Origin of the sequence: Bradyrhizobium sp. 191 (assembly GCF_023100985.1) — a bacterium.
GTDB classification, from domain to species: Bacteria; Pseudomonadota; Alphaproteobacteria; order Rhizobiales; family Xanthobacteraceae; genus Bradyrhizobium; species Bradyrhizobium diversitatis.
This window is the reverse complement of record NZ_CP064692.1, coordinates 6,937,893-6,964,552: the sequence shown is the minus strand read 5'-3', so window position 1 is coordinate 6,964,552 and position 26,660 is coordinate 6,937,893. Positions and strand designations below refer to the sequence as shown.

Below are 26,660 nucleotides of genomic sequence, written 5' to 3'. Positions count from 1 at the left end.
TCAATTCACCTGGGCACCCGAATTCTTCACGATCGGCGTCCACTTCTGCACCTCGCTCGCGACAAAGGCCCTGAAGGCCTCAGGGGTCGAGCCCTGGACGATGAAGCCCTGCGCCGCAAAGTAATCCTTGATGTCGGGAGACTGCATGGCCTTGTTCACTTCCGCGCTCAGCTTCTCGACCACCTCGGGCGGCGTGCCGACCGGCGCAAACAGGCCTTGCCATGACAGCGCCTCGAAACCCTTCAGTCCCGATTCATCCAGCGTCGGCACGTCCGGCAGCAGGGGGTGCCTGATTTTCGAGGTGACGGCCAGCGCGCGAATCTTTCCGGCCTGGATCTGCGGCATCAGCACCAGGACGTCGCCGAACGTGACCTGGATTTGACCGCCCATGAGATCGGTGAGCATGGCCGCGCTTCCGCGATAGGGAACGTGCACCATCGAAACATCGGTCGCCTGCTTGTACATCTCGCCGGTGAGATGCATCGACGTGCCGTTGCCGGCCGAGCCGTAACTCAGCTCGCCCGGTTTCGACTTGGCCAGGGCGAGAAACTCGGCCGGCGTGTTCGCCTTGACGTCGGGATTGACGGCCAGCACCAGCGGCGAGTTCACCATCATCGACACGGGTGCGAAGTCGTTGATCACGTTATAGGGCAACTTCGGATACAGCGCCTGCGCGATGGCGTTGCTGCCGGTCACCCCCGCCAACAGGTTGTAGCCGTCGGGTGCGGATTTGGCCACGAAGTCGGCGCCCAGGGCGCCGCCGGCGCCGGGGCGGTTGTCGACCACCACCGGCTGTCCCCACGCCGCGGCGAGTTTTTCTCCCACACGCCGCGCCAGCACGTCGGTGCTGCCGCCAGGCGCGAACGGCACCACGATGTGGATCGGCTTGTTCGGGTAGGTTGATTGCGCATTGGCCAGTGCAGGCATGAGCATCGCGAAGCTGGCCAACGCCAGCGTCGCACAGCGCGACATCGGGAAACGGATCATGGGCAACTCCTTGCGGGTGGATTGGCGGATTCAATTGGAGCGAGACGACCCCAGCCGCCGCCGCCAGCGGTTTCAATGATCAGCAGGTCGCCGGCGGACCACGCGATGCGGGCGCGCGCAGGCAAGAGCTCGATCGCTCCGTCCACACGCAAGACCCGGGCCATCGACGTTGCGCCGGCCCCGCCGCCTCGAGCACCGCGCGCACGGCCGACATGGCGCTCGCCGCGATAGGCGATCCACCCCTGGCCTTCGAGCAGCCGATAGGCGCGCCGCACGCCGTCGCCGCCACATTGCAGACCGCCGCCGCCGCTGCCGCGGCGGATCTCGTAGCATTCCACCCTCAGCGGCGCTTCGGTCTCGATCACCTCCACGGGGGTATTGCGCGCATTGCCGACGTCGGTGGAGACACCGGCGCGGCCGGGCGCGTGGACGCTGGCGCCGGCGCCGCTGGCAATGATCTCGGTGAACATCCAGCGCCGCCCGTCCGCCCGCGTGCCGCTGAGCGCGAGGACGGTGGCTACCCCGGCGTGCGGCGCCACGCCCATCCCGCCTGCCGACTGTGACCAGGCTCCGAGAATCGCGTTGCACGCCAGCTTCACGGTCGCCGTGCGCGCATTGACCGCCGCCGGCAGCGCCGGATTGACCAGGCTGCCGGGTGGCAGCTTCAGCGTCAGTGGCGCAAGGCAACCGGCGTTATTGGGTGCATCCGGTGCCAGCGTCCGCATGAAGAACAGAGCCGCCGACAGCATCGCCGCCGGCGATGCATTGAGCGGCCCCCTCACCTGCGGCGCGGTCCCCTCGAAGTCGATGACCAGTGTGTCACCCTGCTTGCGCAAGCTCACCGCGATGGAAACCGGGGCGGTGTCGATGCCGTCGCCGTCGAGTTGATCACGCCAGGTCCATTCGCCGTCGGGCGCGGCCGCAAGGGCGGCGCGGGTCATGCATTCAGTCTGCGCAATCAGGGCATCGCAGACGTCGGCAAAACGAGGTCCGGTGTGACGCGCGATCTGCTTCAGTTCGCGCGCGCCTTGCGTCAGCGCGATCCACTGCGCTTCCAGGTCGCCGCGCAGGTTGTCAGGCGTGCGGGAGTTGGCGGCCAGGATGGCGTCGATATCGGGCTGCACGCCTTCGGCGCTGCGCCAGCGCACCGGCGGCAGGCGCAGGCCTTCCTGGTACACTTCGGTTGCATCAGGCGGAATGGAGCCGGCGGCCATGCCCCCGACATCCTGATGGTGCAAATTGGCGGCGGCGAAGGCGATCACCTCGCCATCGTGGAAGACCGGATGGACCAGAGCCAGGTCCGGCAGATGCGTGCCGCCGGACCAGGGGTCGTTGAGCAGATAGGCGTCGCCCTCGGACATCGTTGCGAGCGGAAAGCGTGCGAGCACACCGGCAACGGCCGGAATCAGCGAGCCCAGCAACAACGGCAGCGAGCGCGCCTGGGCGAGCAAGCGTCCGTCCGGCAGGAACAGCGCCGCGGCACAGTCGCCGCTCTCGCGGGCGATGGACGACACGGCGGCGCGCATCATGCCATGCTGCATGCGGTCGGCCGTGCCTTGCAGCGCCAGACGCAGCGGCTCCATGCGCAGGGCGATGACCGGATCAGGCGGGACGTCGTGCGCGCGCGGCATCATGCCTTCGCCTCCAGCGCCAGCGCCTGGTCCGGCGTCACCCGCCACGACCAGCCCGCCGGCACAAAGACGGTTGTCATCGGCGCGAACAGAGAATGCGGCCCCTCGCCTTGCGGCGGCAGCGAATCCCACGGGCTTTCGCTCGCCGCCAGGCTGACGTCGCCCTCGTCCGGACTGTAGAGCATGCCCAGCGCCGCCATCACGCCGGCGTGCGGCATCACCAGCACGCAGCGCATACCGGCCAGTTCGGCAATCTCGGCCGCATGCTGCGCGCCGCCGCCGCCGATGGCGACGAGCACCGCATCCGCCGGATCCAGGTTGCGCTGAAAGGCGTGGGTCTTGAGCGCCTCCGCCATCCCGGCGGCGGCCGCGCCCACGACGGCTTCAGCGGTTCGAAGCACCGACAAGCCGAGCGCGCCGGCCACGCCGCCAAGCGCGGCCTCCGCGGCGGCGCGGTCCAGCACGATCCCGCCGGCCAGCCGGGGCGGCAAGCGGTCCAGGACGCACAGTGCATCGCTCAGCGTCGGCAAGTCACCGCCGAGACCAAAGGCGGCCGGTCCTGGCCAGGCTCCTTGCGAGCGCGGCCCCAGGCGAAGCGCGCCACCCGGCAGCACCGACACCACGCTGCCACCCCCGATGCCGATGGAGGCGATATCCGCGCAGCGCTGACGGATCGGCAAGCCGCCGCATTCCAGCGCATCGGTAAAGGTTGGCCTGCCGTCGAGCAGAATGCTGATGTCGGCGCTGGTGCCTCCGATATCCAGAACGATCGCGGGATCGGAGGCTGCGAGGCCGGCGGCCACGCCCTGCAGCGCCGCGCAGGGACCGGACATGGCAAGGCCGATCGGCTGCTCGGCGAGATCATGCCAGGGCGCAGTGCCGCCGGCCGATCGCATCAGGCGCAACGGCGGCAAGCCACGCACCTTCAATGCGTCGGCCAGCGCGTGCAGGTAACTCGCTGCCAGCGGTTTGGCATAGGCGTCCAGCGCCGTAGTCAGCCAGCGTTCGAATTCCCGCGGTTGCGGATCGACTTCGCTGGACAGTGAAATGTGCAAGCTCGGAAGGCGCGCATGCAGCGCCGCACGCAGCGCGTGCTCATGGGTCGGATTGCGGTGCGAGAACAACAGACCGACCGCCAGCGCGCGCACGCCGGCGTCGCTCACTGCATCCGCAATGGCGTCCACGGCCGACAGGTCGAGCGGCTCCACCTCGCGCCCCTCGGCATCGATGCGCCCGCCGATCTCGAAACGCAGCGGCTCCGGAAACAGCTTTGCTTCGGGCACGGCCGGCATGATCACCGGCTCATACAGTTCCTTGCGATCCTGGCGCGCCAGGACCGGTACGTCGCGCATGCCGCGCGTCAGGACAAGGGCCACCGGCGGTTCGTTCAGCTCCAGCAGCAGATTGGTGATGACGGTGGAGCCGTGCACGACGCGGCCGACGTCGTCTGCCCCGATGCCCGCCTGCGCGCACAACTGATCGAGTGCCTCGACGACCGGCTCCGCCAGCCGGCGTCCGGCGCGCGGATGTTTGAGCGATGCAACGTGCCCGTCACTCCGCAAGGCCACCACATCGATGAAGGTGCCACCCATGTCCACCGCGAGTGACCAGGACGCGTTCAACGGAAGCGCTCCGGCGAAAACGGCGTCAGGTCCACCTGCGTCGGTCGTCCGGCCACCAGATGCGCAATCTCGCGGCCGGTCGCCGCGCCCATGCACATGCCCATATGGCCATGGCCGAAGGCGAGCCAAGCGTTGTCGGCCGCGCGGACCGGACCGACCACGGGAAGACTATCGGGAAGACAGGGACGATGACCCATCCAGCGCGTGAAGGACGATGTGTCCAGGTGCGGGAATAACTGCTGTCCCTGACGAAGCAGGGCATCGGCACGCGCCATGTTGGGTGGCGCTTTCAAGCCGGCGAATTCCACCGTACCGGCCAGCCGCAGACCCATGGCCATCGGGTTGACCATCAGATTGTGCTCCACCGCCATCACGGTGTGGCGCAGAGCCAGATTCGAGCTCTGCACGGTGACGTGGTAACCGCGCTGCGTCTCCAGCATCACCGGGCTGTCGAGCTGTGTCGCCAATGCGCCCGACCAGGCCCCGGCTGCCACCACCACGCCGTCCGCTGCCAGCGGCTCGCCCTGCTCCAACAGCACTGCCGTGACGCGCCGGCCCTGCCGCTCGAAACCACGGACGCGGTCGCGGACGTGACGCGCGCCATCGCCGATGCAGCGATTGTAGATCGCCTTGACGAGGGCAGATGGATCGGACGTGGAGCCGTTATCGGGCGCCAGAATACCGAACCGAAAACGTCCCTTGAGGTCAGGCTCGAGACTTTCCAGCTCGTCCTGCTCCACGTCCCGCATCCGCACGCCCAGCGATCGCCGCAGATTCATGCCCCAGGCCCACTGCGCCGCTGTCTCGCGAGAGGAAAAGACGTACAGGCAGCCGCTACGCCGCACCAACTCCCGGGCATCGGCATGGACGAGCAGCGGATCATAGCAGTCGAAGATAGGCGCCAGCAGCGAACGTAACGCGGTGGCGATGCGGGTCACCTCTTCGCGTGATGAATGACGCAGCAGTCGCAGCAGCCATGGCGCCACGAGCGGGGCATAGGCCCAACGCACCGTCAGCGGTCCCAATGGGTCCAGCAGCCAGCGCGGGACCTTCTTCCACATGCCTGGCATGCCGACCGGCAGGCAGGCGCTGGGCGAGAGCGAGCCGGCATTGCCGAAGGAGCAGGCCTCGCCCGCGTCCAGCGGGTCGACGAAGGTCACCGCGTGGCCGTCGCGCTGCAGCCACGCCGCAGTGCAAGCGCCGACGATTCCCGTTCCTATGACGACAATGTGCATGCGGGAATTCTGAAAAATAATTCCCCCATCACACAAGCCAATTCTTTTAATATGATCATCAGGTTTCCTGATGATCGATCCGTTCGAGCGAGGACATGTGATGCGGCCCGCCATTCTCTCCACTCTCAGCCTGCGCCAGATGCGCGCCTTTGCCGCGGTCGCTCGAGCGGGCAGCTTCACGGCGGCGGCGCGACAGATCAATCTGACGCAGTCGGCAGTCAGTATGCTGGTTCAGCAACTCGAGGAGACCCTCGGGCTGAAACTGTTCGACCGCGGCGCGGTCGTGTTGTTGACGGCGGCCGGCCAGCAATTGCTCCCCCTGGCGCGCCGCATCCTGGATGACGTGCAACAGATCGCGGAGGGCGCTTCGGACCTTCGCTCCCTTCGCACCGGCCTGTTGCGCGTGGTGGCGCCGCAGATGCTGGCATGCACATGGGTGGCCGCAGTGCTGGGCGAGTTCGAGCAAGCCCATCCGGATGTCGGCCTGCGCGTGACCGACGCGATGGCGGACGAGGTGGTGAGCACGGTGCGCCGGGGCGAGGCGGAACTGGGCGTTGGCCCGGAGCGCGCCACCGGCGAGGACGTCACCAGCACATTCCTGATGGATGTGCCGATCCGAGTGGTCTGCTCAGCACAGCACCCGCTGGCGCAGCAACGCGCCGTCTCGTGGAAAAAACTGCGCGACGAGCGCTGGGTCATCTATTCCAGTGAGTTCAACCGGCACCTGGAGAGCCTGCTGCAGGCGCACGATAGCTCGCTCTCCATGCAGACCGCCGTCGAGGTCAAATATCTGACCACCGCTTTGGCGTTGGTGGGCGTCGGCACCGGCCTGGCGGCCGTTCCCGACTACGGACGGCTGTTCGCGCCGAATTTCGACGTGCGTTTCATCAAGCTGCGCGCTCCGGAAATCCGCCGCCGCTACTACATATATCAACGACGCGGGCTCGTGCTCTCACCGCCTGCGGAGGCGTTCGCCAAGCTGCTGCGCCAACGCGCGGCACGCAGCGGTGGGTGAATCCGTGCACACTAACTTGCGAGCGCACGGCTCCCGGCGTGGCCATGGAAGTCCCACGTCGGACGAGCGCATAATCAGGCCGCCGTGTCGCCGAGCCACCCTTTTTCCTGACGATCCGACAGGCCATGCGCGTCTGGCACCTTCCGGAAGTGCCGGCAGCAGACGCCAATGATGACGAACGGTCGCCGGCTTAGATGCTGCGATAGCGCTCGATACGTGAGAGCTCGGGCGCTATTCCGAGCCCCGGCTCTTGATCCAACTCAACCGCGCCCTCCCTCACGCCAAGAACCGGGCCGCAACAGAGATCGCGCAACGGGTTGTCGTTGACGTCAACCTCCAGCCAGCCATGCCCGCCGATGCCGGCGAGGAGATGCGCGGACGCAAGCAAGCCCAGGCCTCCGCCGAGATAGTGCGGACAGAACGTCTTGCCCGCCTTCAGAATGTCGCGGGCCAGTGGACCGCACACGCTCAGCCCGCCCCATTTCGCAATATCGGGCTGAACCACACCGAGCACGTCGTCGGCGAGAACCTCCTTGAAGCCCTCGACACTCGAAATGTTTTCGCCGGCGGCAATCGGCATCTTCGCTGCGGCGTGCAGCCTGCGCCATTCCGCGCGCGGGCGATCGGCCCGAATCGGCTCCTCCAGCCAGCGTAGATCGAACTGGGCAAGCCGCGGCAGCATCTCGATCGCCTGCCTGACTGGCCAGCCCTGATTGGCATCGGCGGCAAGCATGCCGGCGCCGAGGATCCCACGCAGCGCGGCCAAATTGGCAATATCGGTTTCGGCGCCGAACCCGACCTTCAGCTTCAGCGCGCAATGGCCGCGCTTGAGCGCGGCTTCCGCCGTCTGCGCCGCGCCGGCGGGATTGATGCCGCTGGCGTAGACCTTGATCTTGCCGGACTGTCCGCCGAGCAGCCGCCATAGCGGCAACCGCCGACGCCGTGCGCAGACATCCCACAGCGCAAGATCGATGCCCGAAATCGCCTGCGCAAATGGACCGGGCTCGCCGCATTGAATCACCAGCACCTCGATGGCCTTGGTCAGGGTCTCGAAAGCCTGAGTGGGACCATCGAATTTGCGCCCGATGAGCGCGGGCGCAAGCACCTCGTTGATGAGCCGGGCGCGATGCTCCGCGCCTGGCGCTGGAAAGTTGCACCAGGCTTCACCCCATCCCTCGACGCCGTCTTCGTCGACAGCGCGAACGAAGACGGCGGGACGGTTGAGCATCTTGCCGAAAGAGGTCACCACCGGCATTGCCAGCGGATAGCGATAGCAGAACGCTTCGATCGAACGGATGGTGAAGCTGTCAGTCATGTTGCAATTCCTGCAAGACCACGCCGGACCGCTACCATCCTAGTAGGCGCGTGCGAAGTCACCTTCCAGCTTGATATCGGTAAAGACCGGAAAGCGGGGCTTCCAGGGCGTGCCCTTGGCTGTGGTCAGCTCGTTGAGCCGTTCCAGCACGTGGAGACCATCCTTGCTCAGGCTCGCCGAGACTGCCGCGCGGTCCGGGAAGTTCTTGAGGACGGCATCGAGCCAGATGGTCCGACCAGCGAGGAAGCCGCTTGCGCCTGCGGCATAGGAATAGTCGAGCACGCGCTCGAACTTCTCCGGCGCGGCGCCGCCCGAGAGCAACACCCAGGGAATGTTGCGCGCGCGGCAGATATCGCCGATCGCATTGAACTCCTTCTGCGCGGCCTTCGCCTCGGCGCTGCCGTCACGTGCCGGCAGGCTGCCTGCCGCAAGCGGGCTCTCCAGCTTGAGGAGATCGACGCCGTATTCGGGCTTCGCGAACTCGCCCACGCTGTCGATGACGAGGCCCGGCAGCTTGCCCGGCGATTCCACGTAATCGGCAGTGTGATTGGCGCTGCCGAGGAACGGATAGACCAGCAATTCGAGCACATAAGGAATGTCGTGGCGGGCGCAATCCTCGCCGATCTCGCGCACGAACTTCTTCTGGTGCTCGTTGACGGCGGCATCGGCGTCGGGCCGGTACCAGGCCAGCACCTTGACGGCGTCGCCGCCCATGGCGCGGATCTTCTCCACGCTCCAATTGGTGATCGCGCGCGACTTGCGGCCACCCGCGGTCTCCTCGACGCGGTGCTCTTCCAGCGTCACGATGAGGCCGCAGCGCGGCGGCAGCAGGTCGATGGCGGCAGGCACGGCAAAGTTCGGATCGAACAGCATCGAGCTGCAATGCGGTGCGAGGTTCTCGACCAGGAGGCGCTTGGCCGCCGTGACGTCGGAAAACTCGACCTGCTCCCGCGTGATGCCCTTGGCTTTCGCGATGGCATCGAACAGTGGCGGCCGCTGATCCAGCGCGACCATGCGAAAGTGGCCGTCCGCGTCAGCAAGCCGTGCCAGGCCCCGGTTCTTTCCAATCGCTCTCATGGCTTCGTCCTCATGAATACAAGACACTCATTGATGGTGGGGATTCCATTGCGGCCGCCGGCATGGCGGCATTTCATGGCGGCCGTGGCCGCCGAAAACGCCATGGCGGCGCGCACGTCGATGCCGGCGCCGATCGCAAGCGTATAGGCGCCGTGGAAGACGTCGCCGGCGCCCGTGGTATCGACGACGTCGACGGCATAGGCGACCTGCCGATGCAGCTGGCCGTTCTCGTGCCAGCTCACGCCGCCCTCGCCGCGCGTGACGGCGATGACGCGGCATCCGAAGCGCGCCAGCGTTGCGAGGGATTTAACATCGGCCGATCCGGCAAAGGCTGTGAGCGCGGGCTCCGAGAAGATCGCGTGATCAGTCAGCGGCAGCAGCCGCTCGAACACCTCGGCGTCGGCCATGTCGCCGTCGAGCACGGTCGGAATGCCGCGCGCACGCGCTTCGCGGAACAGCGCCGCCGCGCCCTCGACCCAGCGCGGATCGGCCAGCACAGCAGAGGCGTGCGCGACGATTTCGAGCGGAATCCAATCGGCTGCCTCCGGATACAGACCGCGGAAGTTGACGATCTGGCGCTCGCCGGAGTTGTCGACGATGATTCCGGAGACCGACGAACGGCCTTCGGGAAACAGCCGGAAGTTCTCGACGTCGACGCCTTCGGCGGTGAAGGCCGACTTCATCTCATGGCCGGCAGCATCGTTCCCTGCCCGCCCCCAGAACGCGACAGACGCGCCGAGCTTCGCCACCGCGACGGCAGCATTGGCAGCCATGCCGCCGCCAAGCGTGCCGTACTCGACCGCCCTGATTTTCTCGCTTCCACCCGCGAACGGCCGATCGACGCGCCAGACCTGGTCGAGCGCGGACAGCCCGAGACAGATCACGTGCACGGGCCTCTCGCTGGACGCGACGTCCGCCAGCGCCGAGAGGTCACCGATGTTCACCGGCGCGCTCACCGCAGAACCTGTCCATTGATGGCATCGAACAGATGCGTCTTGCCCGGCTGCGGACGCAGGTTGATGCGATCGCCGACCTTCGGCCGCAACGCTGGATCGACCCGCGCAATGGCGGGGCCGCCGGCGAGGTCGAAATGGATCAGCGTGTCCGAACCGAGCGGCTCGACCAGCTTGACGTCGATGGCGTTGCCATCGGCGGCATCGGTCGCGACGGCGAAATGTTCGGGGCGAATGCCGAGCACGGCGTTACCGGCCTTGCTCAGGCGGCCTGCGGTCTCGTCGTCCAGCGCCACCACCGTTCCACCTTGCGAAAGAATTGCCTGCTCCTGGCGCCACTCGACCGGGAAGAAATTCATCGCGGGCGAGCCGATGAAGCCGGCGACGAACTGGTTGGCGGGCCGCTCGTAGACCGTCTCGGGCGTGTCGTATTGCTGGATCGTGCCACTCTGGAGCACCACGATCCGGTCCGCCATGGTCATGGCCTCGATCTGGTCGTGGGTGACGAAGACCATGGTGGTCTTCAGCTCCTGCGACAGCGCCTTGATCTCGGCGCGGACCTGCCCGCGCAGCTTGGCGTCGAGGTTGGAGAGCGGCTCGTCGAACAGGAACGCCTTGGGATTTCGCACGATGGCGCGCCCCATGGCGACGCGCTGGCGCTGTCCGCCTGAGAGCTCCTTCGGCTTGCGGTCGAGATAAGGCTCGATGTGCAAAAGCGCGGCGGCGCGCCTCACGCGCGCATCAATTTCCGCCCTGGACACTCCACGCAGCTCCAGCGCGAACGACATGTTGTCGTAGACGCGCATATGCGGATAGAGCGCGTAGTCCTGGAATACCATCGCGATGTCGCGCTGCGCGGCCTGCACGCCGTTGACGCGCTTGTCGCCGATATAGAGGTCTCCAGACGAGATCGGCTCGAGGCCCGCGATGATGCGGAGCAAGGTCGACTTGCCGCAGCCGGACGGGCCAACGAACACGACGAACTCGTGGTCCGCGATCTCCAGATTGAGATCGGGGATCACGGTGAAATTGCCGTAACGTTTGGTGAGGTTGCGGATCGAGATCGAGGCCATGATCGCTCAGTCCAGCGCCAGCACAGGCTTGATCAGCTCGCCTTTGGCGAAGCGGGCGAAATTCTCAGGGAGTGTCGAGAGGCCGAACTCGCCATCGACGAGGACGCGATACTCGTCCTTGTACTTGCGCAGCAGCTCGACATTCGGCTCGAAATCCGCGACCGGGAAATAGAAGGTCCGGATCATGTAGAAATCCTTGCGGCGAAACACCTTGCCTTCCTCGATGGTCCAGGGCGCCGCGTTTTCGCCGACCAGCACCAAGGCGCCGCGCGGCAGGACCAGCTCGATGCCGAGATTGCGCGCCGCATGCGCGCCCGAGCATTCCATGATGAGGGCAAAGCGCTGGGAGGTATCGCCGACCGGGTGCGCCTTCGCGCCGAAGGATTGCGCGATCCTGAGGCGCGCGGCGTTGGGGTCGGCGACATGGACGTCATCGTAGCCGAGCGCGCGGAGCGCCAGTACGACGCCGAGACCGACGGGCCCCGCCCCCATCACGAGCACCGGTCCGGCCTCGGCCGGCGACACCACGCGGCTGACGAAGCGCACGGCATGGCCCGAAGTGCCGATGGTGTCGAGCAGCAACGGCGCGAGGCTGTCCTCGATGTCGTCGGGGACCGGGAGCAGGCAGTTTTGAGGCACCGGCACGTATTCGGCATAGCCGCCCGGCCTGTTCCAGCCGATCAGGCTGGAGACCTCCAGGCACATCTGGGTGTCGCCGCGCTGACAGGCGGCGCAGCGGTCGCAGTGCAAGGGGATATAGACGGCGCAGCGCCGGCCATGCAGGCGATGACCCGGCTGCTCGACCACGCCGAAGATCTCGTGGCCCGCGGTGAACTCCGCACCCTTGTGCCAGAGCTTGAAGTCCGAGCCACACAGCGCGGTGCGCGAGACGCGCACCAGCACCTCGTCCTTGCCGACGTCGGGCATCGGCACGCGTTCGATGGTGATGCGATCGTTGCCGTGGAAGACCGCGGCCTGCATGATCGAATTCGGACGGGATAATGCATTCATGAGGCCTAGCCTTTCACCGCGCCGAGCGTCAGTCCGGACACGAGCCAGCGCTGAACCAGGGCCGCCAGCACCAGCGGCGGCAATGCGATCAACGTCGCCGCCGCCATGAGCGCACCCCACTGCGTCGAACCCTCGCCAATGAAGTTGAAGGCCGCCGCGATCAGCGTCTTGGTGTCGCCATTGGAAAGCACCAGCGCAAACAGGAAGTAGTTCCACGAGAATACGAAGGCGAGGATCGCCGAGACCGCGACGCCCGACGCCACCAGCGGCAGCGCGATGCGCCAGAGGATGCGCGTGACGCTGCATCCGTCCACCTGCGCCGCTTCAAAGACGCTGCGCGGGATGCCGTCGAAGGACGGCAGCAGGACCCAGATCACGATCGGCAGCGTGATCACGGCGTGGCTGAGGATCAACGCGGTGGAGGAACCGATCATGCCGACCTGCCGGAACATGACGTACCATGGCAGCAGGAACAGCGTGCCCGGCGCCATGCGCGCGGCCAGCGTCAGGATCGCGGGCCAGGAAATCCGCGTCCAGGAGACCGCGAACGCAGCGGGAATGCCGAACAGCAGTCCGAGCGCGGTCGAGCCCACGGTGACGATGAGGCTGTTGAGCGCATAGCTGAGGAACGGCGTGGTTCTCGTCAGCTCGACATAGTTCTCCAATGTCGGCGTGAAGACCAGCGTCGGCGGATAGGCGGTGACCTCGAAGGACGGCTTGAACGAGGACAGCACCATCCAGACCGTCGGCGCCATGATGAGCACGCCGGCCAGCACGAGTTGCGCCAGGTTGAGCCGGCGGATCCAGCGGTCGGTGTTGGTGGCATCGGTCATGACATCACCACGCCACTGCGCCGCGCAGGCGGTTGAAGGCGAGCACGGCGCCGAACACGATCGCGGTCAACGTCAGCATCAGGGCGCTGGCATAGCCGATGTTGAAGAACTCGAAGCCGACACGGAAGCCGTAGATGTTGAGCGTGTTCGAGGCGTTGCCCGGCCCGCCCTGTGTGGTGATGTAGATGATGTCGAAGAAGCGCAGGAGATCAACGCTGCGCAGGATCGCCGCGGTGACGATGGTCGGCAGCAGCAGCGGCAACGTGATGCGGTGGAAGGTCTTGAACGGGGATGCGCCGTCGATCTGCGCGGCCTCGTAGACGCTCGGCGGCAGCGACTGCAGGCCGCCCAGTACGATCAGGGCGACGTAGGGCGTCCACTGCCAGCTGTCGATCAGCGCGACGGTCGGAATCACCCATGTCGGCGACGCCAGCCAGTCCGACGGCGGCAGGCCGAAGGATTGCAGGATGTAGTTGGCGGCGCCCAGCGAGGGATCGAGGATCACCAGCCACATCATGCCCGCGACCACCGGCGGCATCATGAAGGGCGAGATGAACAGCGAGCGCACGATGCCCGGCAGACGCTTGGCGTGGAACAGTACCAGCGCCAGCCAGACGCCGAACACGAGCTGCAGCGCCAGCGACAGCACGAACAGCGCGATGGTGATCCACAGCCCGTGCCAGAATTCGACGTCGGAGATCAGCTTCGAATAATTGGCGAGGCCCGCAAAGGATTGCTTGCCGGTCGAGGAGAACGTCTGGAAGCCGAGCCAGATCGTATAGACGACCGGAAACGCGATCATCGCGACTGTAAAGACCACGGCCGGCGCCGAAAGCGCCGCCATCTCCAGCTTCTGCCGGTCCTGCGTGAGTGTCGCAGCCGTGTCAGACATCCGCCCGTTTCCTTGAGAATGAGGTGCCGGCAGGCAGCGAGCCTGCCGGCATGAAACCGTTACTTCCGGGCGATCAGCGCATCGAGCGCCTTGTCGGCATCCGCGCAGGCCTGCTCGACCGGCTTCTGCTTCAGGATCAGATCCTGCACGGCCTGGCCGATGAACTCGCGCGATTCCGGGTTGGCAACGATGGGATAGCCGACCTCGGAGGAGCCCTTGGTGGCGAGCACGTCGAGCGCGGCCTGCCATTCCTTGCGGACCGGCTCCTCGTCGATCCACTTGCGATATTCAGGGTCCTTGGCGACCGACGGACGCGGCGGGGCAATGCCCTGCAGCGCCATCTTCTTCTGCACCTCGGGGCTGGTCGCCCACTGCACGAAGTACCAGGCTGCCTCCGGCTGCTTGCTGTGCGAGGACACCGCCATGCCCCAGCCGATCGTGGTCGGCACCTGGCCGGCCTCGCCTGCCGGGAACGGCAGCAGGCCGGTGTCCTTCAGGCGCGCACCGCCTTCCATCACTGTGCGCAGTTCGTTCGAGGATTCGAACGCCATCGCCGCGCGGCCGCTGCGGTAGAGCGCGGAGATCTGCTGAAAGCTGTAATTGACGACGCCCGGCGGACCGAAATCGCGCATCAGCCGACTATAGGTATCGAGCGCCTCCTTGCCCTTGGCGGAGCAGAGGTTCGACTTTCCGCTTGCGATGTAGGTGCCGCCGATATTGTGCAGCATGTTGCTGAAGGTGTAGGCGATCGCGGGCTTGAGGCCACGCGAGACGAACGGCGTCACCGCGCCATCGCAGGTCTTGATCTTCTCGGCGGCAGCCTCGACGTCCTTGATGGTCTTCGGCGCCTCGAGGCCGCACTTCTTGAAGATGTCGGTGCGGTAATAGAAGATCGGACCTTCGATGTTCATCGGCATGCTGGTGAGCTTGCCGTTGAAGGTCGCGGCCTTGAGCAAGGCCTGGCTCAATCCATTCGGATCATAGTCCTTGGCAACCTCGTTCCTGGCCATCGTGGTGAGATCGCCGTACCAGCCGGCAGCGGCGAACTGCTCGCCCTCGCGCGAGGGCAGCGTCATGAACACGTCGACCTCGTCGCTGTTCGCGTTCATGACGGTGACCAGACGCTGGCGCATCTGCTGTTCCTGATAGGCGTCGACCTTCAGGGTCATGCCGGTCAGCTTCTCGAAATCGGCCTTGTAGGTCAGCAGCGCCTGCGCGACCGGATTGTTGTTGGCGAGAAAGGTGACCGTCTTGCCCTTGAATTTCATCCAGTCGAAATCGGCCGCGTGTGCTGGCGCGCTGGCGGCGGCAATCGCGAAAACGGGCAACGCGACATGGGTCGCGAGCATCCTGGCCTTCATCGAACTCTCCTCCCGGCTGACCGCCTTAAACTGGCGGACCATTTTGAGTACGTTTGATCACTATCTGAAAACGGTTACAAAATAGACCTCGCATCCGCCGTGTCAAGCGATGGACAAGCAGCACAATCTGCGGCAGATTCGCGACATTCCCGCTAACGCTCGGGTTGCGCCGCACAATGTAACGTTACATGAGACTGACCAACGCCAGATCTGCGAAACAGGGTATCCGCGCCGTGGCGGCGCGCGCTGGCGTCTCGACGGCATCGGTGTCGCGCGCGCTCAACAATCCCGATGCGGTGAGCCCGTCCCTGCGCGCGCGCATCGAAAAGGCCATTGACGCGCTCGGCTACATCCCGCATGCGCCGGCACGGATCCTGTCGTCGCGGCGTTCGCGCACACTCGGCGCGATCGTGCCGACGATCGACAACACGATGTTCGCGCGCGGCATCGCCTCGCTGCAGCAATATCTGTCCTCGGTCGGATACATGCTGTTTCTCACCACGAGCGGCTACGACCTCGACGTCGAGTTGCAGCAGGCGCGCAATCTGATCAGCCGCGGCGTCGACGGCCTGGTGCTGCGCGGCGATTGTCATCACGACGGCTTGCGCAAGCTGCTCGCGGACAATGCAGTCCCCTTTATCAACGTCGGCATCTATCAGCCTGATAGGCCCTACCCCTGCGTCGGCACCGACAACGAAGCCGCCGCCCATCGCGCCGCCGCGCATGTGATCGAGCTCGGCCATCGCCGCATCGGGATCGTCTCGGCGCTCCAGCGCAACAACGACCGCGCCAGCGCCCGCGTCGCCGGCTTTCGCCGCGCGCTCGCCGAGAACGACATCGAGCTTCCCTCGCAATGGCATGTCGAGGTGCCCTATACGCTGGACGACGCGCGCGAGGCGGCGCGCTATCTCCTCAATCTCAAGGACCGTCCGACGGCGGTGGTGTGCGGCAACGACGTCATCGCCTACGGCGTCCTGCTCGAGGCGGAGCGCGACGGCTTCTCCGTGCCGCGCGACTTGTCCGTGGTCGGCTTCGACGACCTCGACTGGAGCCGCCATTTGCGGCCGAGCCTGACCACGATCCACGTTCCGACCGGAGAAACCTGGCAGCGCGCCGGCGAATATCTGGTGCGGAGCCTTGCCGGCGAGCAGACCATCATGCATCGCGAGATCGATTTCTCGCTGGTGGTACGTGAATCGACGGCCCAGCCTCCGAAATCCCTGAAATGAGACCCTGCCCATGAGTTCGAATTTCTCCCTCGCACCCGGCTTCCACGCCGTCGTGATCGGCGGCGCCGGCGACATTGGCGCTGCGATCAGCAACCAGTTTTGCGATCTCGGCGCGACCGTGACGGCCACGGGCGCCAACGAGGCGGATCTCGCGCGCACCCTGCTCAAGCCGCGCGCGGGCCTTACGCTCGCGACACTCGACGTGACCGATGATGCCGCCGTCACGTCCTTCGCCCGGCAGCAAAAGCGCGTCGATGCGCTGGTCAACTGCGCCGGGATCCTCGCGCGCGACAAGGAATTCGAGATCGAGACCTTCATGAAGGTGCTCGACGTCAATCTCACCGGCACGTTCCGAACCTGCATGGCGTTTCAGCCGCGGCTCGCGGAGACTAAAGGCTCGATCGTCAACATCGCCTCGATGAATGCGACGCTTGCGCTGCCGCGCATTCCCGCCTATTGCGCCAGCAAAGGTGGCGTCGTGATGCTGACCAAGGCGCTGGCCTTGAAGTGGGCCGAAGACAGCATCCGCGTCAATGCGGTGGCACCCGGCTATATCGAAACGGCGATCAACGCCGCCGGCCGTACTGATCTCGCGCATTACCAGCGCATCGCCGATCGCACCGCGTTCAAGCGCTGGGGACAGCCGGAGGAGATTGCCGGCGCAGTTGCTTTCCTTTGCATGCCGGCGTCGCGATATGCGACCGGAACCGTCGTTGCTGTGGATGGCGGGTTCCTCGCCGGATGAGCCATAGGATCAGGATGCAATATTCTTCGTAGCCACACTATTGCGGACTACCTCGTGCGTGCCTGCGGGCTCGTCGCCTCATTATCGATCTTTACCCCTTCATAGCGTGGGCGTTGGTCTCACAACATACGCCCCCGTCCATCACGAGACAGCGCGCGGCGCGGGGTTAGAGGCGAAGTGCCACATTGCGGCAGCGGGGCCCTGGGTTGATCAGCGTTCGCGAGAAACAACCGCTTGAAAATCTGACCGCTAAACCGGTTTCTCTGGCCGCGATCTGTTTCGAGAACGCTTCGCATGCTTGGTACCCGCCGGCCATCCCGCCGTCAGGCGTTCCGCAGACGGTCGGATGCACTTGAAGGACTACCTCGCATTCTCGCACATCCTCGTCACCGTCGTTGGGGGCAGAACCGGACCGGTCGATACCGCGCTTGCGACACGAGGCCATACCCGGCACGTCGCGAAGACGAAGAACGGTTCAGTAAACGAAGACCGCGCCGACCGCGAGCAAACCGGCCACGAGGGCAAGACGAATGCCGAAGTCGAAGGCGGCGATCCATCGCATCAGGGGCCTCCAAAGCTGCCGCATCAAATCATATGACGAACGGGAGACTGCTGGTCGGTCGCCCGGTCAGACTCAAAAGAGCATTCGCTACGGCGGGAGCGATCGGCGGGACACCCGGCTCGCCTATGCCTGTGGGAGTTTTCTTCGATGGCACGATATGCGTTTCTACAGCGGGTGCTTCGTCCATACGGAGAACCCTGTAAGCGTCGAAGTTCGTCTCTTGCGGGATGCCGTGATCAAGCGTGATTCGTCCATATAGAGCCGCACCAAGTCCGAAGCACACTCCACCCTCGATCTGTGCGGCGATCTGATTCGGCGCGATTGCCATGCCGCAATCGACCGCACACACCACCCGGCGCACCTTGAGATTCCCTCCGAGCACCGAGACTTCGGCGATCTGGGCCACGACCGTGCCAAAGCATTCGTGGATGGCGAGCCCCCGCGCCCATCCAGCGTCCAATGGACCGCCCCACCCTGCCTTCTTGCAGACAAGATCCAGAACGGCCAGCTTGCGGACGTCGCCTACTTTCGTAAATATAGCTCGGCGATACTCGGCCGGATCCCGCTTCGCGCGTCGCGCCAGTAGATCGACCGTGTGTTCCAGGACCATCGCCGACTGCGAATTGCCGACGGATCGCCATAGGCCAGGGGGCACAGCGAGCTTCGGGGTGAAAATCCTGGCATCCACCACGCTGGCCACAGACAGATAGGGTGAATTCTTCACGCCGTGTGTGGGGAGCTCGTTGGCGCCGAAAGGAACGATCGCTTGCGACACGATGTTGTGGCGCCAGGCGATCGGCAGCCCACCTTCGTCGCATTTGATGGAAACCTTGTGATGAGCCATCGGCCGGTAGTATCCGCTACTCATATCGTCTTCGCGCGTCCAGACGAGCTTGACAGGGCGACCGCCGCCGACGTGACGGGCGATGTTGACGCATTCGACAATGTAGTCGGACGTCAACGTGCCGCGACGTCCAAATGATCCGCCCGCCGGCAACGTCTCGATCTCCACCATGCCTGGAAGCGTGATCGCAGCCAAGGCGCAGTTGATCTGGTCCACCGTCTGGATCTGCGCGGCGAAAGTAAGCTTCACCCGGCGTCCGTCAACCGAAGCAACGCAGTTCATCGGCTCCATGGGGGCATTTGCGAGGTAGGGAAAATCGAACGACGCTTCGAACAGCTCGCCATCGAAGGCATCGTCGACCTTGCCTTTTGTCTGGAACGCCGCCCCGGTTACATCGGTCTTTCCTTTCGCGATTTCACGATAGAGCGCTCGCAGCTCATCGGAAGATCGTGTCTCGGCCTTTGCATCGTCCCAATTGATCTTGAGTGCGTCGCGCCCGAGACGGGCGGACCATGTATCCTTGGCAACTACGGCAACGCCGCTCGCGATCTCGAAAACGTCCACAACGCCAGGCACCTTTCGCGCCGCACCCATGTCGAGGCTGCCGAGCTTGCCGCCGAAATGAGAGGGATGGGCGACCATCGCCACGAGCATGTCCGGAAGCCGGACATCCTGCGTATACAGCTCGGTGCCATTGCTCTTGGATTGACTATCCTTGCGGCGCACGATCTCCGTGCCGATCAGCTTGTAGTCCTTCGGATCCTTGAGCTTGGGATGCTCGGGTGGCGCGATCTTCGCCGCGTCAGCAAGCAGATCGACGAACGTCGCGCTGCGCTGGGAAGCCAAGTGATACACGACGCCGTTCCGCACGCCGATCGAGTCGACTGGCAGACCCCATTTCCGAGCAGCAGCCTGGACGAACATCGCCCGCGCTGCAGCGCCGGCCTGGCGAAGCTGGTTCCAAGAACCCGCGATCGCATGCGAGGCGCCGGTGCCCTGAATCCCCATCGTCACGTCCCGATATACGGCAGCATTGGCGGGAGCGCTCTCAAATCTCACCATCTCCCAATCGGCGTCCAACTCCTCAGCGACGATCGCGGCCAAGCCGGCATGGGTACCTTGGCCCATCTCCAGGTATCGGTTGACGACTGTAACCCAGCCAGCTTCGTCGATCTTTATGAACGGCCCGAACACGCCTGGATTCACATCTACAGCGCCAACACTCAGCGCACCGGCGGCGACGGCCCCAAAGTTGGTCGCCGCATAGCCAACCACCAAAGTTCCGCCCAGCAAGCTGCCACCCAGGACCAGGCGACGGCGGGTGAGGACCGGCGACGGTTGCGCTCCTTCTCCGAACTTCCGCTCCGACATCACGCCACTCCCGCCGCGTCTTTGATTGCCGCCTTGATGCGCCGGTAGGTCCCACAACGGCATATGTTGCCGCTCATGGCAGCATCGATGTCGGCATCCGTAGGCTTCGGCTTTTCATCGAGAAGCGCCGCCGCTTGCATGATCTGCCCGGACTGACAATAGCCGCATTGCGGAACGTCGTGCTTGACCCAGGCGACGAACAATCGATGTCCAGCGCTCACGCCTTCGATCGTCGTGATCTTCATGCCTTGCGCCTCAGCCGCAAGCACGGAGCACGAACGCGCAGCTTTGCCGTTCAAGTGTACGGTGCACGCCCCGCATTGAGCGATTCCGCAGCCGAACTTCGTGCCGCTCAAATTCAGATGGTCTCTAAGAACCCAGAGGAGCGGCATATTCGGATCGCCATCGAAATCCCGATCCTCGCCATTGACGTTAAGCTTCATCGACGAGCCCTTAAGTTGCACTTCATGCGAAAATATATCGCACTCAGTGCAACATTCAAGACATCCAGGGAATGATTTCGCATTTGACGCCGGCCCCGACGTCATACCGGAGCTCTGCCGGGCAGAGCTTGTGCGGAATCGACGAGAACTCGGCTTCAGACGCCGCCGCTTCACCGAGAATCGGCAGACCTTGCAGAGTCGGCGCTGAATGCCGTCAAGAGAACGCTTACGGCTCCAAGCCGCGTCTGCGCCTGGATGGAGACCGGAATGTAGAGATCGATCGTGCTGGTCCGGCCGAATGTCATCGTGATCTGATCGACGTTGGAGTTCGGAGACGAACTTCGCGCCCTGTCTCCTTCGCCAATCCGCCCAGCCACAGGTTTGAAGACTGCTCGGCAGATGGTCGTGCTTCCGCCAAGGCCTTTTTGTGCGGTCGTCCCTGTCCCTTGGTGCTCGAGCTTGACGTCATATCGTCTCAGACCGTCAAAGATCGATAGCGCCCGATCGCATACTCCCCCCTGTGCTCTTCCTTCGATCTTGGCGGCTCCCATTAGGAGAGCGCTCAAGGGATCGACGATTGCCACGAGATGCTTCGGTTCAATCGGAGCTTGATTCGAATCCAGGGCCAGCGGCGGATCGACCACCATAGTCTTGACGACGCCGTCGGTCATGCCGAGCTTCACTTTCTGCCGGCGTGAACCGCTTCGATGATCGAGATCGAACTCGGTCGGGACGAAGTGCCCTGCGTTGTGAGTGCCGGAAGAGGACGCGACGCCTGCAGAATTGCTCAAGAGCCGCATCGCTCCGGAGACCTGATAATCGACTTGCGCAGCGTAGGTACTGCTGCGGAGCGCCACATGCAAAGTCACATGAGCCAACGGCACCCCGGCGAACGATACGGCATAGGAAGCACGCACGTCGCCTTCGGCGGCGCTCGCGCTTGGGGCACCGAACGCGGCCAGCCACATCCCGAGGACGAAAACCAGGCGCCCGCTCCTGGAGATCAGATGCCAGCTCCTACGTTTCACCGGAAGTGCCGTGCTCGGCACCTCGCCCAAAACGGCATGAGCTCGAGTGATCACCCCCGAGCGAGAGCCAGGCCCGCTGCCGTTGTTCGAAGATGTGAGTGTCTGTCCGGGAACATCTTGAATCATCGGAATCATTTGTGATTCAAGGGTGGCGGTCCGATTCGAAGGGGCGCCCATGTGGACGAAGGAGAACCGCGGTCGTTACGACCGAAGCCGGCTACGCTATCCAAGCGATTTGACTGATGAGGAATGGGCGTTGGTGGAGCCGCTGATTGCGCCAGCCAAGCGAGGCGGCAACAAGCGCACGGTCGATGTGCGCGAGGTGATCAATGGCCTGATGTATGTGCTGAGCACCGGTTGCCAATGGCGAGCGATCCCGAAGGACCTGCCGCCACGCAGCACGGTGCACGACTATTTTGACTTGTGGGCTTGGAACGGCACGCTCGATCGCATCCATCACGCGCTCTATGTACAATGTCGAGAATTGGCCAACCGAGAACCCAGCCCGAGCGCCGCCATCATCGACAGTCAAAGCGTCAAGAGCGCGGAAAAAGGGGGGCGTGGATCGACCCGCATGGCTACGATGCGGGCAAGAAGATCAAGGGCAAGAAGCGCCACATCCTAGTCGATACTCAAGGCTTGCTGCTCCACGCCCTCGTGCATTCGGCGGACATCCAGGATCGTGACGGTGGGGTGCTGGTGATGGCCACGCTGTTTGGCCTGCATCCATTCCTGCTGAAGCTTTATGCTGACGGCGGCTATCAGGGGCCGATCTTTCAGTCCGCCGTTCGCAAAATCCTCCGGCAAATCGACGTCGAGATCGTCAAGCGCTCCGATACAGCAAAGAGTTTTGCGATCTTGCCCAAGCGATGGATCGTCGAACGCACCATCGCCTGGCTCAACCGCTGCCGCCGTTTGGCCAAGGATTGGGAGTGCCTCAACCGAAAGGCATTGGCGTTCTTGCGCCTCGCCTCAATCCGCCTCATGCTGCGAAAGCTCTGCCAAAAAACAGCATGATCCCGGACAGACTCTGAGGGCAATCGAAAGGCGTGCACGCACGATAGTATTGGGAATGACTTCCGAATATCTACTTCTCTGGTCGATGCTCAAGCTCATCTACTCCCACTCAAGACGACCGCGCGCTGCGTTTTGGAGCGAGATCCGTCACCGCCTTGTCTCGCATTGCTTGCAGGCCGACCTCCATAAACTTCCGAAAGTCGTTCTGGACGTAGGGCCGGATGAGATAGCCGTCCGGCCAGATCTTGGGCCGGAACGAATAGGTCCAGCGCACGCGCGTCGCCTGGCCGTTACCGATGAACTCCAGCTCGCTCACCGCATACCTGATGTAACGCCCAGTACGGTTGGTAAGATTCCATATCTGGTATTGCAGAAGCTGCGGTTTGCGATCCGTAATCTCTTCCAGCGCAGTGTTGTTGTCCGAGAATACGACTCGCCGACGGTCGCCTGGCTTGCTCCAGGCTCCGCTCAGCGACTCGGTGCTCACGACGCCCGGCACACTGTCCGTTCCCGTAAGAAACGAGCCGAATGCGGCGGCGCCGCGGTCAGCGAACCAGGTCGTTACGGAAGCCAAGGGTGCCTGGATCTCGGTCTCGACGCTGATCATCTCGAAGTCCGCACTGCGCTCCAGCTCGGGCCGAGCGGCTTCACGTGCGTGGTCGAGGTTCGACGTAGAAGGTACCGGATCGGCGCCGATCAAGGGTGTGCCGCACCCGCTCAGAACGAGCGAGACGACGGCGCAAATCAAGAAAGCGCTCGGTCTGACCCTGGCATAGAGCCTTTTCACCATGTGCGGGCGAGCACGCCGGGAGACTGCCAAGAATATTCTGCCTGTCAGAGGCCCAATAGGGCTGTGCCCGGCTTGTGCGCCGCTGCGGAAGGCGCTGCCATCGTCAACGGTGGGAGCGCGGGCGTTAAAGACCGCTCTTCCGTCACGCTTGATCGTCGAACAGCTCATGAATAACGAACGCCGGTGAGTTTTTCGGAAACCTCCCAGAGCCGCGCGGACGCGGACGCGTCCTTTGCTTGTCGGGGTACTCGAGCGGCGGCCGGTACGCCGCGGGTCTCGCCCAGCCTGTCCGGCCCGTAATAGCCTCCAGGTTCGGCAAGCGGAGACGTCGCCGCGAACAGCGTCGGCAGCGCCCCTTGAGCTGGCGGTTGAAACAGGAACCAGAGGAAGGACCGAGTGAGGCGCTGCAAACTGCGAGGTCCGGCGCCGTTTGGAATCAGCTCGGTGCGGGCGATGCCGGGATGCGCGGCGATGCTCCTGATTCCCCATCCGGAGACATCGCTTCTCGTCTGAAGCTCGAACGCGAACATGAGGCACGCGAGCTTTGATTGACTGTAAACCCGCATGGGCCTGTATTCGCGCTCCGCCTGAAGATCGTCGAAGTCGATCACGCCGCCTTGGGCGGCTAGGCTCGAAACGTTGACGACGCGTGGCTCCTTGCCGTTGCGCAACAGCGGAAGGAGCTGCGCCGTGAGCGCAAAGTGGCCAAGATAGTTGGTCGCCAGTTGCAGCTCGAAGCCATCGCTCGTCGCCTTTCGCAGCGGCGGGGCCATTACGGCGGCGTTGTTGATGAGCATATCGAGGCTCGACCGTTGGGCTCGCATCCGGGCGCCGAAGTCCTTCACCGACCTCAGACTTGCGAGGTCGAGCTCTTCAAAGCGCACTTTGGCGTCGGGAAACGCCATGCGGATCCGTGCAATGGCGCTCGCTCCCTTCTCCAAGCTACGGCCCGCGATGATGATTTCACAGCGGGCCCGGGCCAACGCCAACGCGTCTTCAAAGCCGATCCCCCCTGTCCCCGTGACGACGGCTGATCGCCCCAATTGAGAAGGAATATCCTTGATGGTCCATTCCGGCATAGCTTCCCTGCAAGTCCACAAGTTAGGCACAGGGGACAAATATTACACTCAGTGCAGTTTGTACAAGGTTGGCCACGAAGAAAATTTGCGAACCTTTATGCAGCCGCAATTATTCCAACGATGGCGGCCGGCGCACCGACCAGACCCGCCTCGATAAAATTACATCAAGTGCATTTTTTATTGCACTTCGTGCGATCTTTCAAGGCAGTTGCGGGCACCGGCTGCGCGACCACTGGCCGCAGGCGCGGCGATCAACTGACGGCCGCGATCGCATCGCAAGACAGCCTAAGTCACGGCAGGCAAATCGCTTTTTCCTTGCACATTGTTTGCGCAGCGTGTAGTATATTGCACTGGGTGCGATTTTTTGGATGGGGCTTTCCTTGCCGGCAAAAGTAGCAGCGGACGACAAAGTTGCGGAGGAGGGTCTTCGCGAGCGCAAACGGCGTGAGACGCTGGCTCGGATCGCGGAAGCAGGCCTCAAGCTGTTCATGACGAATGGCTACGAAGAGACGACTCTCGAGGCGATCGCCGAGGCGGCAGGCATTTCGCGGCGGACGTTCTTTTATTACTTCAAGTCAAAAGAGGAAATCCTGCTTGCGTGGCAAAGCCACTTCACGCAGCTCATCAGAGCTGCGGTGATCGCCGAGCCTTCGGATCAATCTCCAATCGACACGGTCAAGAACGCTTTGCTGAAACTGACCGGCAACTACAATTCGGAGCAGAGCCTTGCCCTCGATCGGGTCATCCGCTCGAGCCCGGCGCTGATTTCCGCGAGTCACGCGAAGTATATCGCTCAGGAACAGGCGATATTCGAAGCTCTTTGCGTGAAATGGCCGCAGGCCAAGCGGCGGAAATCTCTTCGATACGTCGCCATGGTCGCCGTCGGAGCGCTTCGACTGGCGATCGAATCCTGGAGCAACGACAACGGCAGGCGACCGCCGGCAGCCTATCTCCGCGAATCCTTCGCTAATTTGCAGGGCATCCTTTGAACCGAAGAGCGGCCCGTAAGAGGCTGCGCCCGCGGCGCGCTCTGATGGAGTACCAGTCGACGTATTGAGTACCAGTCGATGTGCGACGAACCTGCCCGCCTCAACTTTCCGGCGCGCGACAAGATGCCCTAGCTGCTGTATGCGTTCTGTGCTTTTCGGTTGATGTATTGGCTATATAGCCGCTGCTTTGCCATGGCGTCCCGCTTGGGAGGAGCTCCGAACATGCGAGAATACTCCCGGCTGAACTGAGATGCGCTTTCGTAGCCGACCTGATACGCAGCCTCCGTCACGCTTGCGTTCTCTGTCACCATTAGCCGCCGTGCCTCGATAAGGCGCAATTGCTTCTGGAATTGAAGCGGCGTCATAGACGTTAGAGCCTTAAAATGCTGATGGAATGACGAAAGGCTCATTCGGGCTGCTTCTGCCAGTTGCTCGACACGCAACATCCGGGCGAGATCGGTACGTATGAGATGGATCGCCCTTGAGACACGCGCCGCGTTCGTTTCGGACAATACCAGCCTACATAGTTTTCCGCCATGCGGGCTAGTCAGAAGCCAATAGCAAATCTCTCGCACGGCGGTGGGGTAAAGGATCGGTATCGCCTGCGGCGCTTCGTTCATCCGGATAACACGCAGGACGCAGTCGGCCAGAGGTCCATCAACCTTGCTCACGAACACGCACCGACCTGAATCGGGCGGAAGTGTTGGGGGCGTCTCGAGATTCTCCAGCACTCACGCATTATCGCCAAATCGAATTCTATCGTGACGCCTATATACGGAGAGTCCGGACCTGCTTCGACGATGCGTCCAGTAGCCGGCAGCTCCATGCCGATGGCAAGGCACTCCATCGCTCCATACTGGATCATCTCCTCACCGATGAGGATTTGTTTCGCGCCTTGTATCGGATGCAGCTTCCTTCATCGGGTTGGCGTCGCTCTGCCATTCATCTCGCTTTGACTGCTGCTGCGCTCTTCGGGTTTGTACCCGTCGCGGCCGCGCTAGATGTGACCGTGACGAGGCTGAAGACTACCGAGGGGGACATCGTCGTCTGCCTTTGGCGTTCGACGGACGAAGGCTTTCCCAGATGCGCCGAAGGGCGTCCCTTCAGGAAGGCTACCGCGCCAGCGTCCGGTGCACGAGTGTCCTTCCCCAATCTGCCCGCAGGACAGTACGCAGTCTCGATGTTTCACGATCCGAAACGAACGGGCAAACCTGAAACGAATCTGCTGGGAATCCCGACATCGGGAATAGGCATAGCGAATAATCCACGGATGAGTCTGACAAACAGACCCACCTTCGAAAAGGGAAAAGTCGAGATCCCCGAAGCGAAGTCGATCGAAATCGAAGCACAGTATCCGTGAAGCCCCAATCGGCAGCCTGATAAGCGGCAGCCTAAAGCGCTTCGGGTTGCGAGCACTATACCGGGCCGGCTTCATTCGCCGGCCTCCCAATACGGACGAACAAGACTTCGTCCAACTGCCTCCTCCATATCATAACCATCGTTGCGCAAATTTGCGCACGGGACGTCTTGCCTTGCGGGCGAAGCGAGGTCTCCACAG

The 26,660-nt window shown here is 63.6% G+C and carries 26 protein-coding genes; 7 read left to right on the top strand and 19 right to left on the bottom strand.

Features of this window, described 5'->3' with window-relative positions; all coding sequences use genetic code 11:
• From IVB23_RS32635 to IVB23_RS32620, 4 genes are read right to left on the bottom strand one after another with little or no spacing between them, the layout of a single operon-like run.
• A complete protein-coding gene (locus IVB23_RS32635; RefSeq protein ID WP_197964664.1) occupies positions 1–987 on the bottom strand; it encodes a tripartite tricarboxylate transporter substrate binding protein in 987 nt (328 codons plus the stop codon).
• Positions 984–2,621 carry a hydantoinase B/oxoprolinase family protein gene (locus IVB23_RS32630; RefSeq protein ID WP_247801293.1) on the bottom strand — a complete coding sequence of 546 codons (1,638 nt, stop codon included), beginning with the start codon at positions 2,619–2,621 and terminating at the stop codon, positions 984–986. The genes IVB23_RS32635 and IVB23_RS32630 overlap by 4 nt, the downstream gene beginning before the upstream one ends.
• On the bottom strand, positions 2,618–4,240 hold the full coding sequence (locus IVB23_RS32625) for a hydantoinase/oxoprolinase family protein (protein ID WP_061883545.1): 1,623 nt from the start codon (positions 4,238–4,240) through the stop codon (positions 2,618–2,620). Before IVB23_RS32625 ends, IVB23_RS32630 begins: the two co-directional genes overlap by 4 nt.
• Positions 4,237–5,475: an FAD-dependent oxidoreductase gene (locus IVB23_RS32620; RefSeq protein WP_061883546.1), complete on the bottom strand. Its 1,239-nt coding sequence runs from the start codon at positions 5,473–5,475 to the stop codon at positions 4,237–4,239. Before IVB23_RS32620 ends, IVB23_RS32625 begins: the two co-directional genes overlap by 4 nt.
• 70 nt (positions 5,476–5,545) lie before the next feature.
• On the opposite strand from IVB23_RS32620, the gene IVB23_RS32615 reads away from it, so the two are divergent.
• Positions 5,546–6,490: a LysR family transcriptional regulator gene (locus tag IVB23_RS32615; protein WP_247801292.1), complete on the top strand. Its 945-nt coding sequence runs from the start codon at positions 5,546–5,548 to the stop codon at positions 6,488–6,490.
• A gap of 190 nt (positions 6,491–6,680) precedes the next feature.
• Here IVB23_RS32615 and IVB23_RS32610 read toward each other — a convergent pair whose 3' ends face one another.
• Genes IVB23_RS32610 through IVB23_RS32575 form a run of 8 tightly spaced genes read right to left on the bottom strand, consistent with a single transcriptional unit; the run spans position 6,681 to position 15,005 of the window.
• Positions 6,681–7,805, bottom strand: a complete 1,125-nt coding sequence (locus IVB23_RS32610; protein WP_247801291.1) for a mandelate racemase/muconate lactonizing enzyme family protein — start codon at positions 7,803–7,805, stop codon at positions 6,681–6,683.
• 39 nt (positions 7,806–7,844) lie between these two features.
• Positions 7,845–8,882, bottom strand: a complete 1,038-nt coding sequence (locus IVB23_RS32605) for a tagatose 1,6-diphosphate aldolase (RefSeq protein WP_247801290.1) — start codon at positions 8,880–8,882, stop codon at positions 7,845–7,847.
• Complete coding sequence (locus IVB23_RS32600; RefSeq protein ID WP_247801289.1) at positions 8,879–9,826, bottom strand: sugar kinase; 948 nt, start codon at positions 9,824–9,826, stop codon at positions 8,879–8,881. Before IVB23_RS32600 ends, IVB23_RS32605 begins: the two co-directional genes overlap by 4 nt.
• An 8-nt stretch (positions 9,827–9,834) precedes the next feature.
• Positions 9,835–10,908, bottom strand: a complete 1,074-nt coding sequence (ugpC, locus tag IVB23_RS32595; protein WP_247801288.1) for a sn-glycerol-3-phosphate ABC transporter ATP-binding protein UgpC — start codon at positions 10,906–10,908, stop codon at positions 9,835–9,837.
• Between the two features lie 6 nt (positions 10,909–10,914).
• The gene (locus tag IVB23_RS32590) at positions 10,915–11,919 is read right to left on the bottom strand and encodes a zinc-binding dehydrogenase (protein ID WP_247801287.1); all 1,005 of its coding nucleotides are present in this window, start codon (positions 11,917–11,919) and stop codon (positions 10,915–10,917) included.
• Between the two features lie 5 nt (positions 11,920–11,924).
• Complete coding sequence (locus IVB23_RS32585; RefSeq protein WP_247801286.1) at positions 11,925–12,752, bottom strand: carbohydrate ABC transporter permease; 828 nt, start codon at positions 12,750–12,752, stop codon at positions 11,925–11,927.
• Between the two features lie 4 nt (positions 12,753–12,756).
• Positions 12,757–13,644 carry a sugar ABC transporter permease gene (locus IVB23_RS32580; protein WP_197964654.1) on the bottom strand — a complete coding sequence of 296 codons (888 nt, stop codon included), beginning with the start codon at positions 13,642–13,644 and terminating at the stop codon, positions 12,757–12,759.
• Between the two features lie 59 nt (positions 13,645–13,703).
• Entirely contained in the window at positions 13,704–15,005 is a 1,302-nt protein-coding gene (locus IVB23_RS32575; RefSeq protein WP_197964653.1) for a sugar ABC transporter substrate-binding protein, read from the bottom strand.
• Between the two features lie 188 nt (positions 15,006–15,193).
• Here IVB23_RS32575 and IVB23_RS32570 point away from each other — a divergent pair, with 188 nt between their 5' ends.
• From IVB23_RS32570 to IVB23_RS32560, 3 genes are all read left to right on the top strand, one after another.
• Complete coding sequence (locus IVB23_RS32570) at positions 15,194–16,234, top strand: LacI family DNA-binding transcriptional regulator (RefSeq protein WP_247801285.1); 1,041 nt, start codon at positions 15,194–15,196, stop codon at positions 16,232–16,234.
• Positions 16,235–16,244: 10 nt separating this feature from the next.
• Entirely contained in the window at positions 16,245–16,979 is a 735-nt protein-coding gene (locus tag IVB23_RS32565) for an SDR family oxidoreductase (RefSeq protein ID WP_247801284.1), read from the top strand.
• Positions 16,980–17,331: 352 nt separating this feature from the next.
• On the top strand, positions 17,332–17,577 hold the full coding sequence (locus tag IVB23_RS32560; RefSeq protein WP_156505568.1) for a hypothetical protein: 246 nt from the start codon (positions 17,332–17,334) through the stop codon (positions 17,575–17,577).
• Here the strand turns inward: IVB23_RS32560 and IVB23_RS32555 are convergent.
• From IVB23_RS32555 to IVB23_RS32545, 3 genes are all read right to left on the bottom strand, one after another.
• Entirely contained in the window at positions 17,570–19,756 is a 2,187-nt protein-coding gene (locus IVB23_RS32555) for a xanthine dehydrogenase family protein molybdopterin-binding subunit (RefSeq protein ID WP_247801283.1), read from the bottom strand. The two genes, IVB23_RS32560 and IVB23_RS32555, sit on opposite strands and share 8 nt — an antisense overlap.
• Complete coding sequence (locus IVB23_RS32550) at positions 19,756–20,199, bottom strand: (2Fe-2S)-binding protein (protein ID WP_247801282.1); 444 nt, start codon at positions 20,197–20,199, stop codon at positions 19,756–19,758. The genes IVB23_RS32555 and IVB23_RS32550 overlap by 1 nt, the downstream gene beginning before the upstream one ends.
• A gap of 170 nt (positions 20,200–20,369) precedes the next feature.
• On the bottom strand, positions 20,370–21,362 hold the full coding sequence (locus IVB23_RS32545) for a DUF3108 domain-containing protein (RefSeq protein ID WP_247801281.1): 993 nt from the start codon (positions 21,360–21,362) through the stop codon (positions 20,370–20,372).
• A gap of 40 nt (positions 21,363–21,402) precedes the next feature.
• Between IVB23_RS32545 and IVB23_RS32540 the strand changes: the two genes are divergently transcribed.
• Positions 21,403–22,244, top strand: a protein-coding gene (locus IVB23_RS32540; protein WP_247801096.1) for an IS5 family transposase whose coding sequence is annotated in 2 segments (ribosomal slippage) — positions 21,403–21,775 and positions 21,775–22,244 — 843 coding nt in all. Because the reading frame shifts where the segments join, the coding sequence is not laid out codon by codon here.
• Between the two features lie 109 nt (positions 22,245–22,353).
• Here the strand turns inward: IVB23_RS32540 and IVB23_RS32535 are convergent.
• Positions 22,354–22,944 (bottom strand): SRPBCC family protein, encoded by a 591-nt coding sequence (locus tag IVB23_RS32535; protein WP_247801280.1) that lies wholly within the window; start codon positions 22,942–22,944, stop codon positions 22,354–22,356.
• 254 nt (positions 22,945–23,198) lie between these two features.
• The gene (locus tag IVB23_RS32530) at positions 23,199–24,113 is read right to left on the bottom strand and encodes an SDR family oxidoreductase (RefSeq protein WP_247801279.1); all 915 of its coding nucleotides are present in this window, start codon (positions 24,111–24,113) and stop codon (positions 23,199–23,201) included.
• A 368-nt stretch (positions 24,114–24,481) separates the two neighbouring features.
• Here IVB23_RS32530 and IVB23_RS32525 point away from each other — a divergent pair, with 368 nt between their 5' ends.
• Complete coding sequence (locus IVB23_RS32525) at positions 24,482–25,102, top strand: TetR/AcrR family transcriptional regulator (RefSeq protein ID WP_197964647.1); 621 nt, start codon at positions 24,482–24,484, stop codon at positions 25,100–25,102.
• Positions 25,103–25,230: 128 nt separating this feature from the next.
• Here IVB23_RS32525 and IVB23_RS39310 read toward each other — a convergent pair whose 3' ends face one another.
• Both IVB23_RS39310 and IVB23_RS39505 read right to left on the bottom strand, forming a co-directional pair.
• The gene (locus tag IVB23_RS39310) at positions 25,231–25,773 is read right to left on the bottom strand and encodes a helix-turn-helix domain-containing protein (RefSeq protein ID WP_346659129.1); all 543 of its coding nucleotides are present in this window, start codon (positions 25,771–25,773) and stop codon (positions 25,231–25,233) included.
• Complete coding sequence (locus IVB23_RS39505; protein WP_346659159.1) at positions 25,770–25,949, bottom strand: AraC family transcriptional regulator N-terminal domain-containing protein; 180 nt, start codon at positions 25,947–25,949, stop codon at positions 25,770–25,772. The genes IVB23_RS39310 and IVB23_RS39505 overlap by 4 nt, the downstream gene beginning before the upstream one ends.
• Before the next feature lie 57 nt (positions 25,950–26,006).
• On the opposite strand from IVB23_RS39505, the gene IVB23_RS32510 reads away from it, so the two are divergent.
• Positions 26,007–26,462 carry a DUF2141 domain-containing protein gene (locus IVB23_RS32510; RefSeq protein ID WP_247805001.1) on the top strand — a complete coding sequence of 152 codons (456 nt, stop codon included), beginning with the start codon at positions 26,007–26,009 and terminating at the stop codon, positions 26,460–26,462.
• Positions 26,463–26,660: the final 198 nt, after the last annotated feature.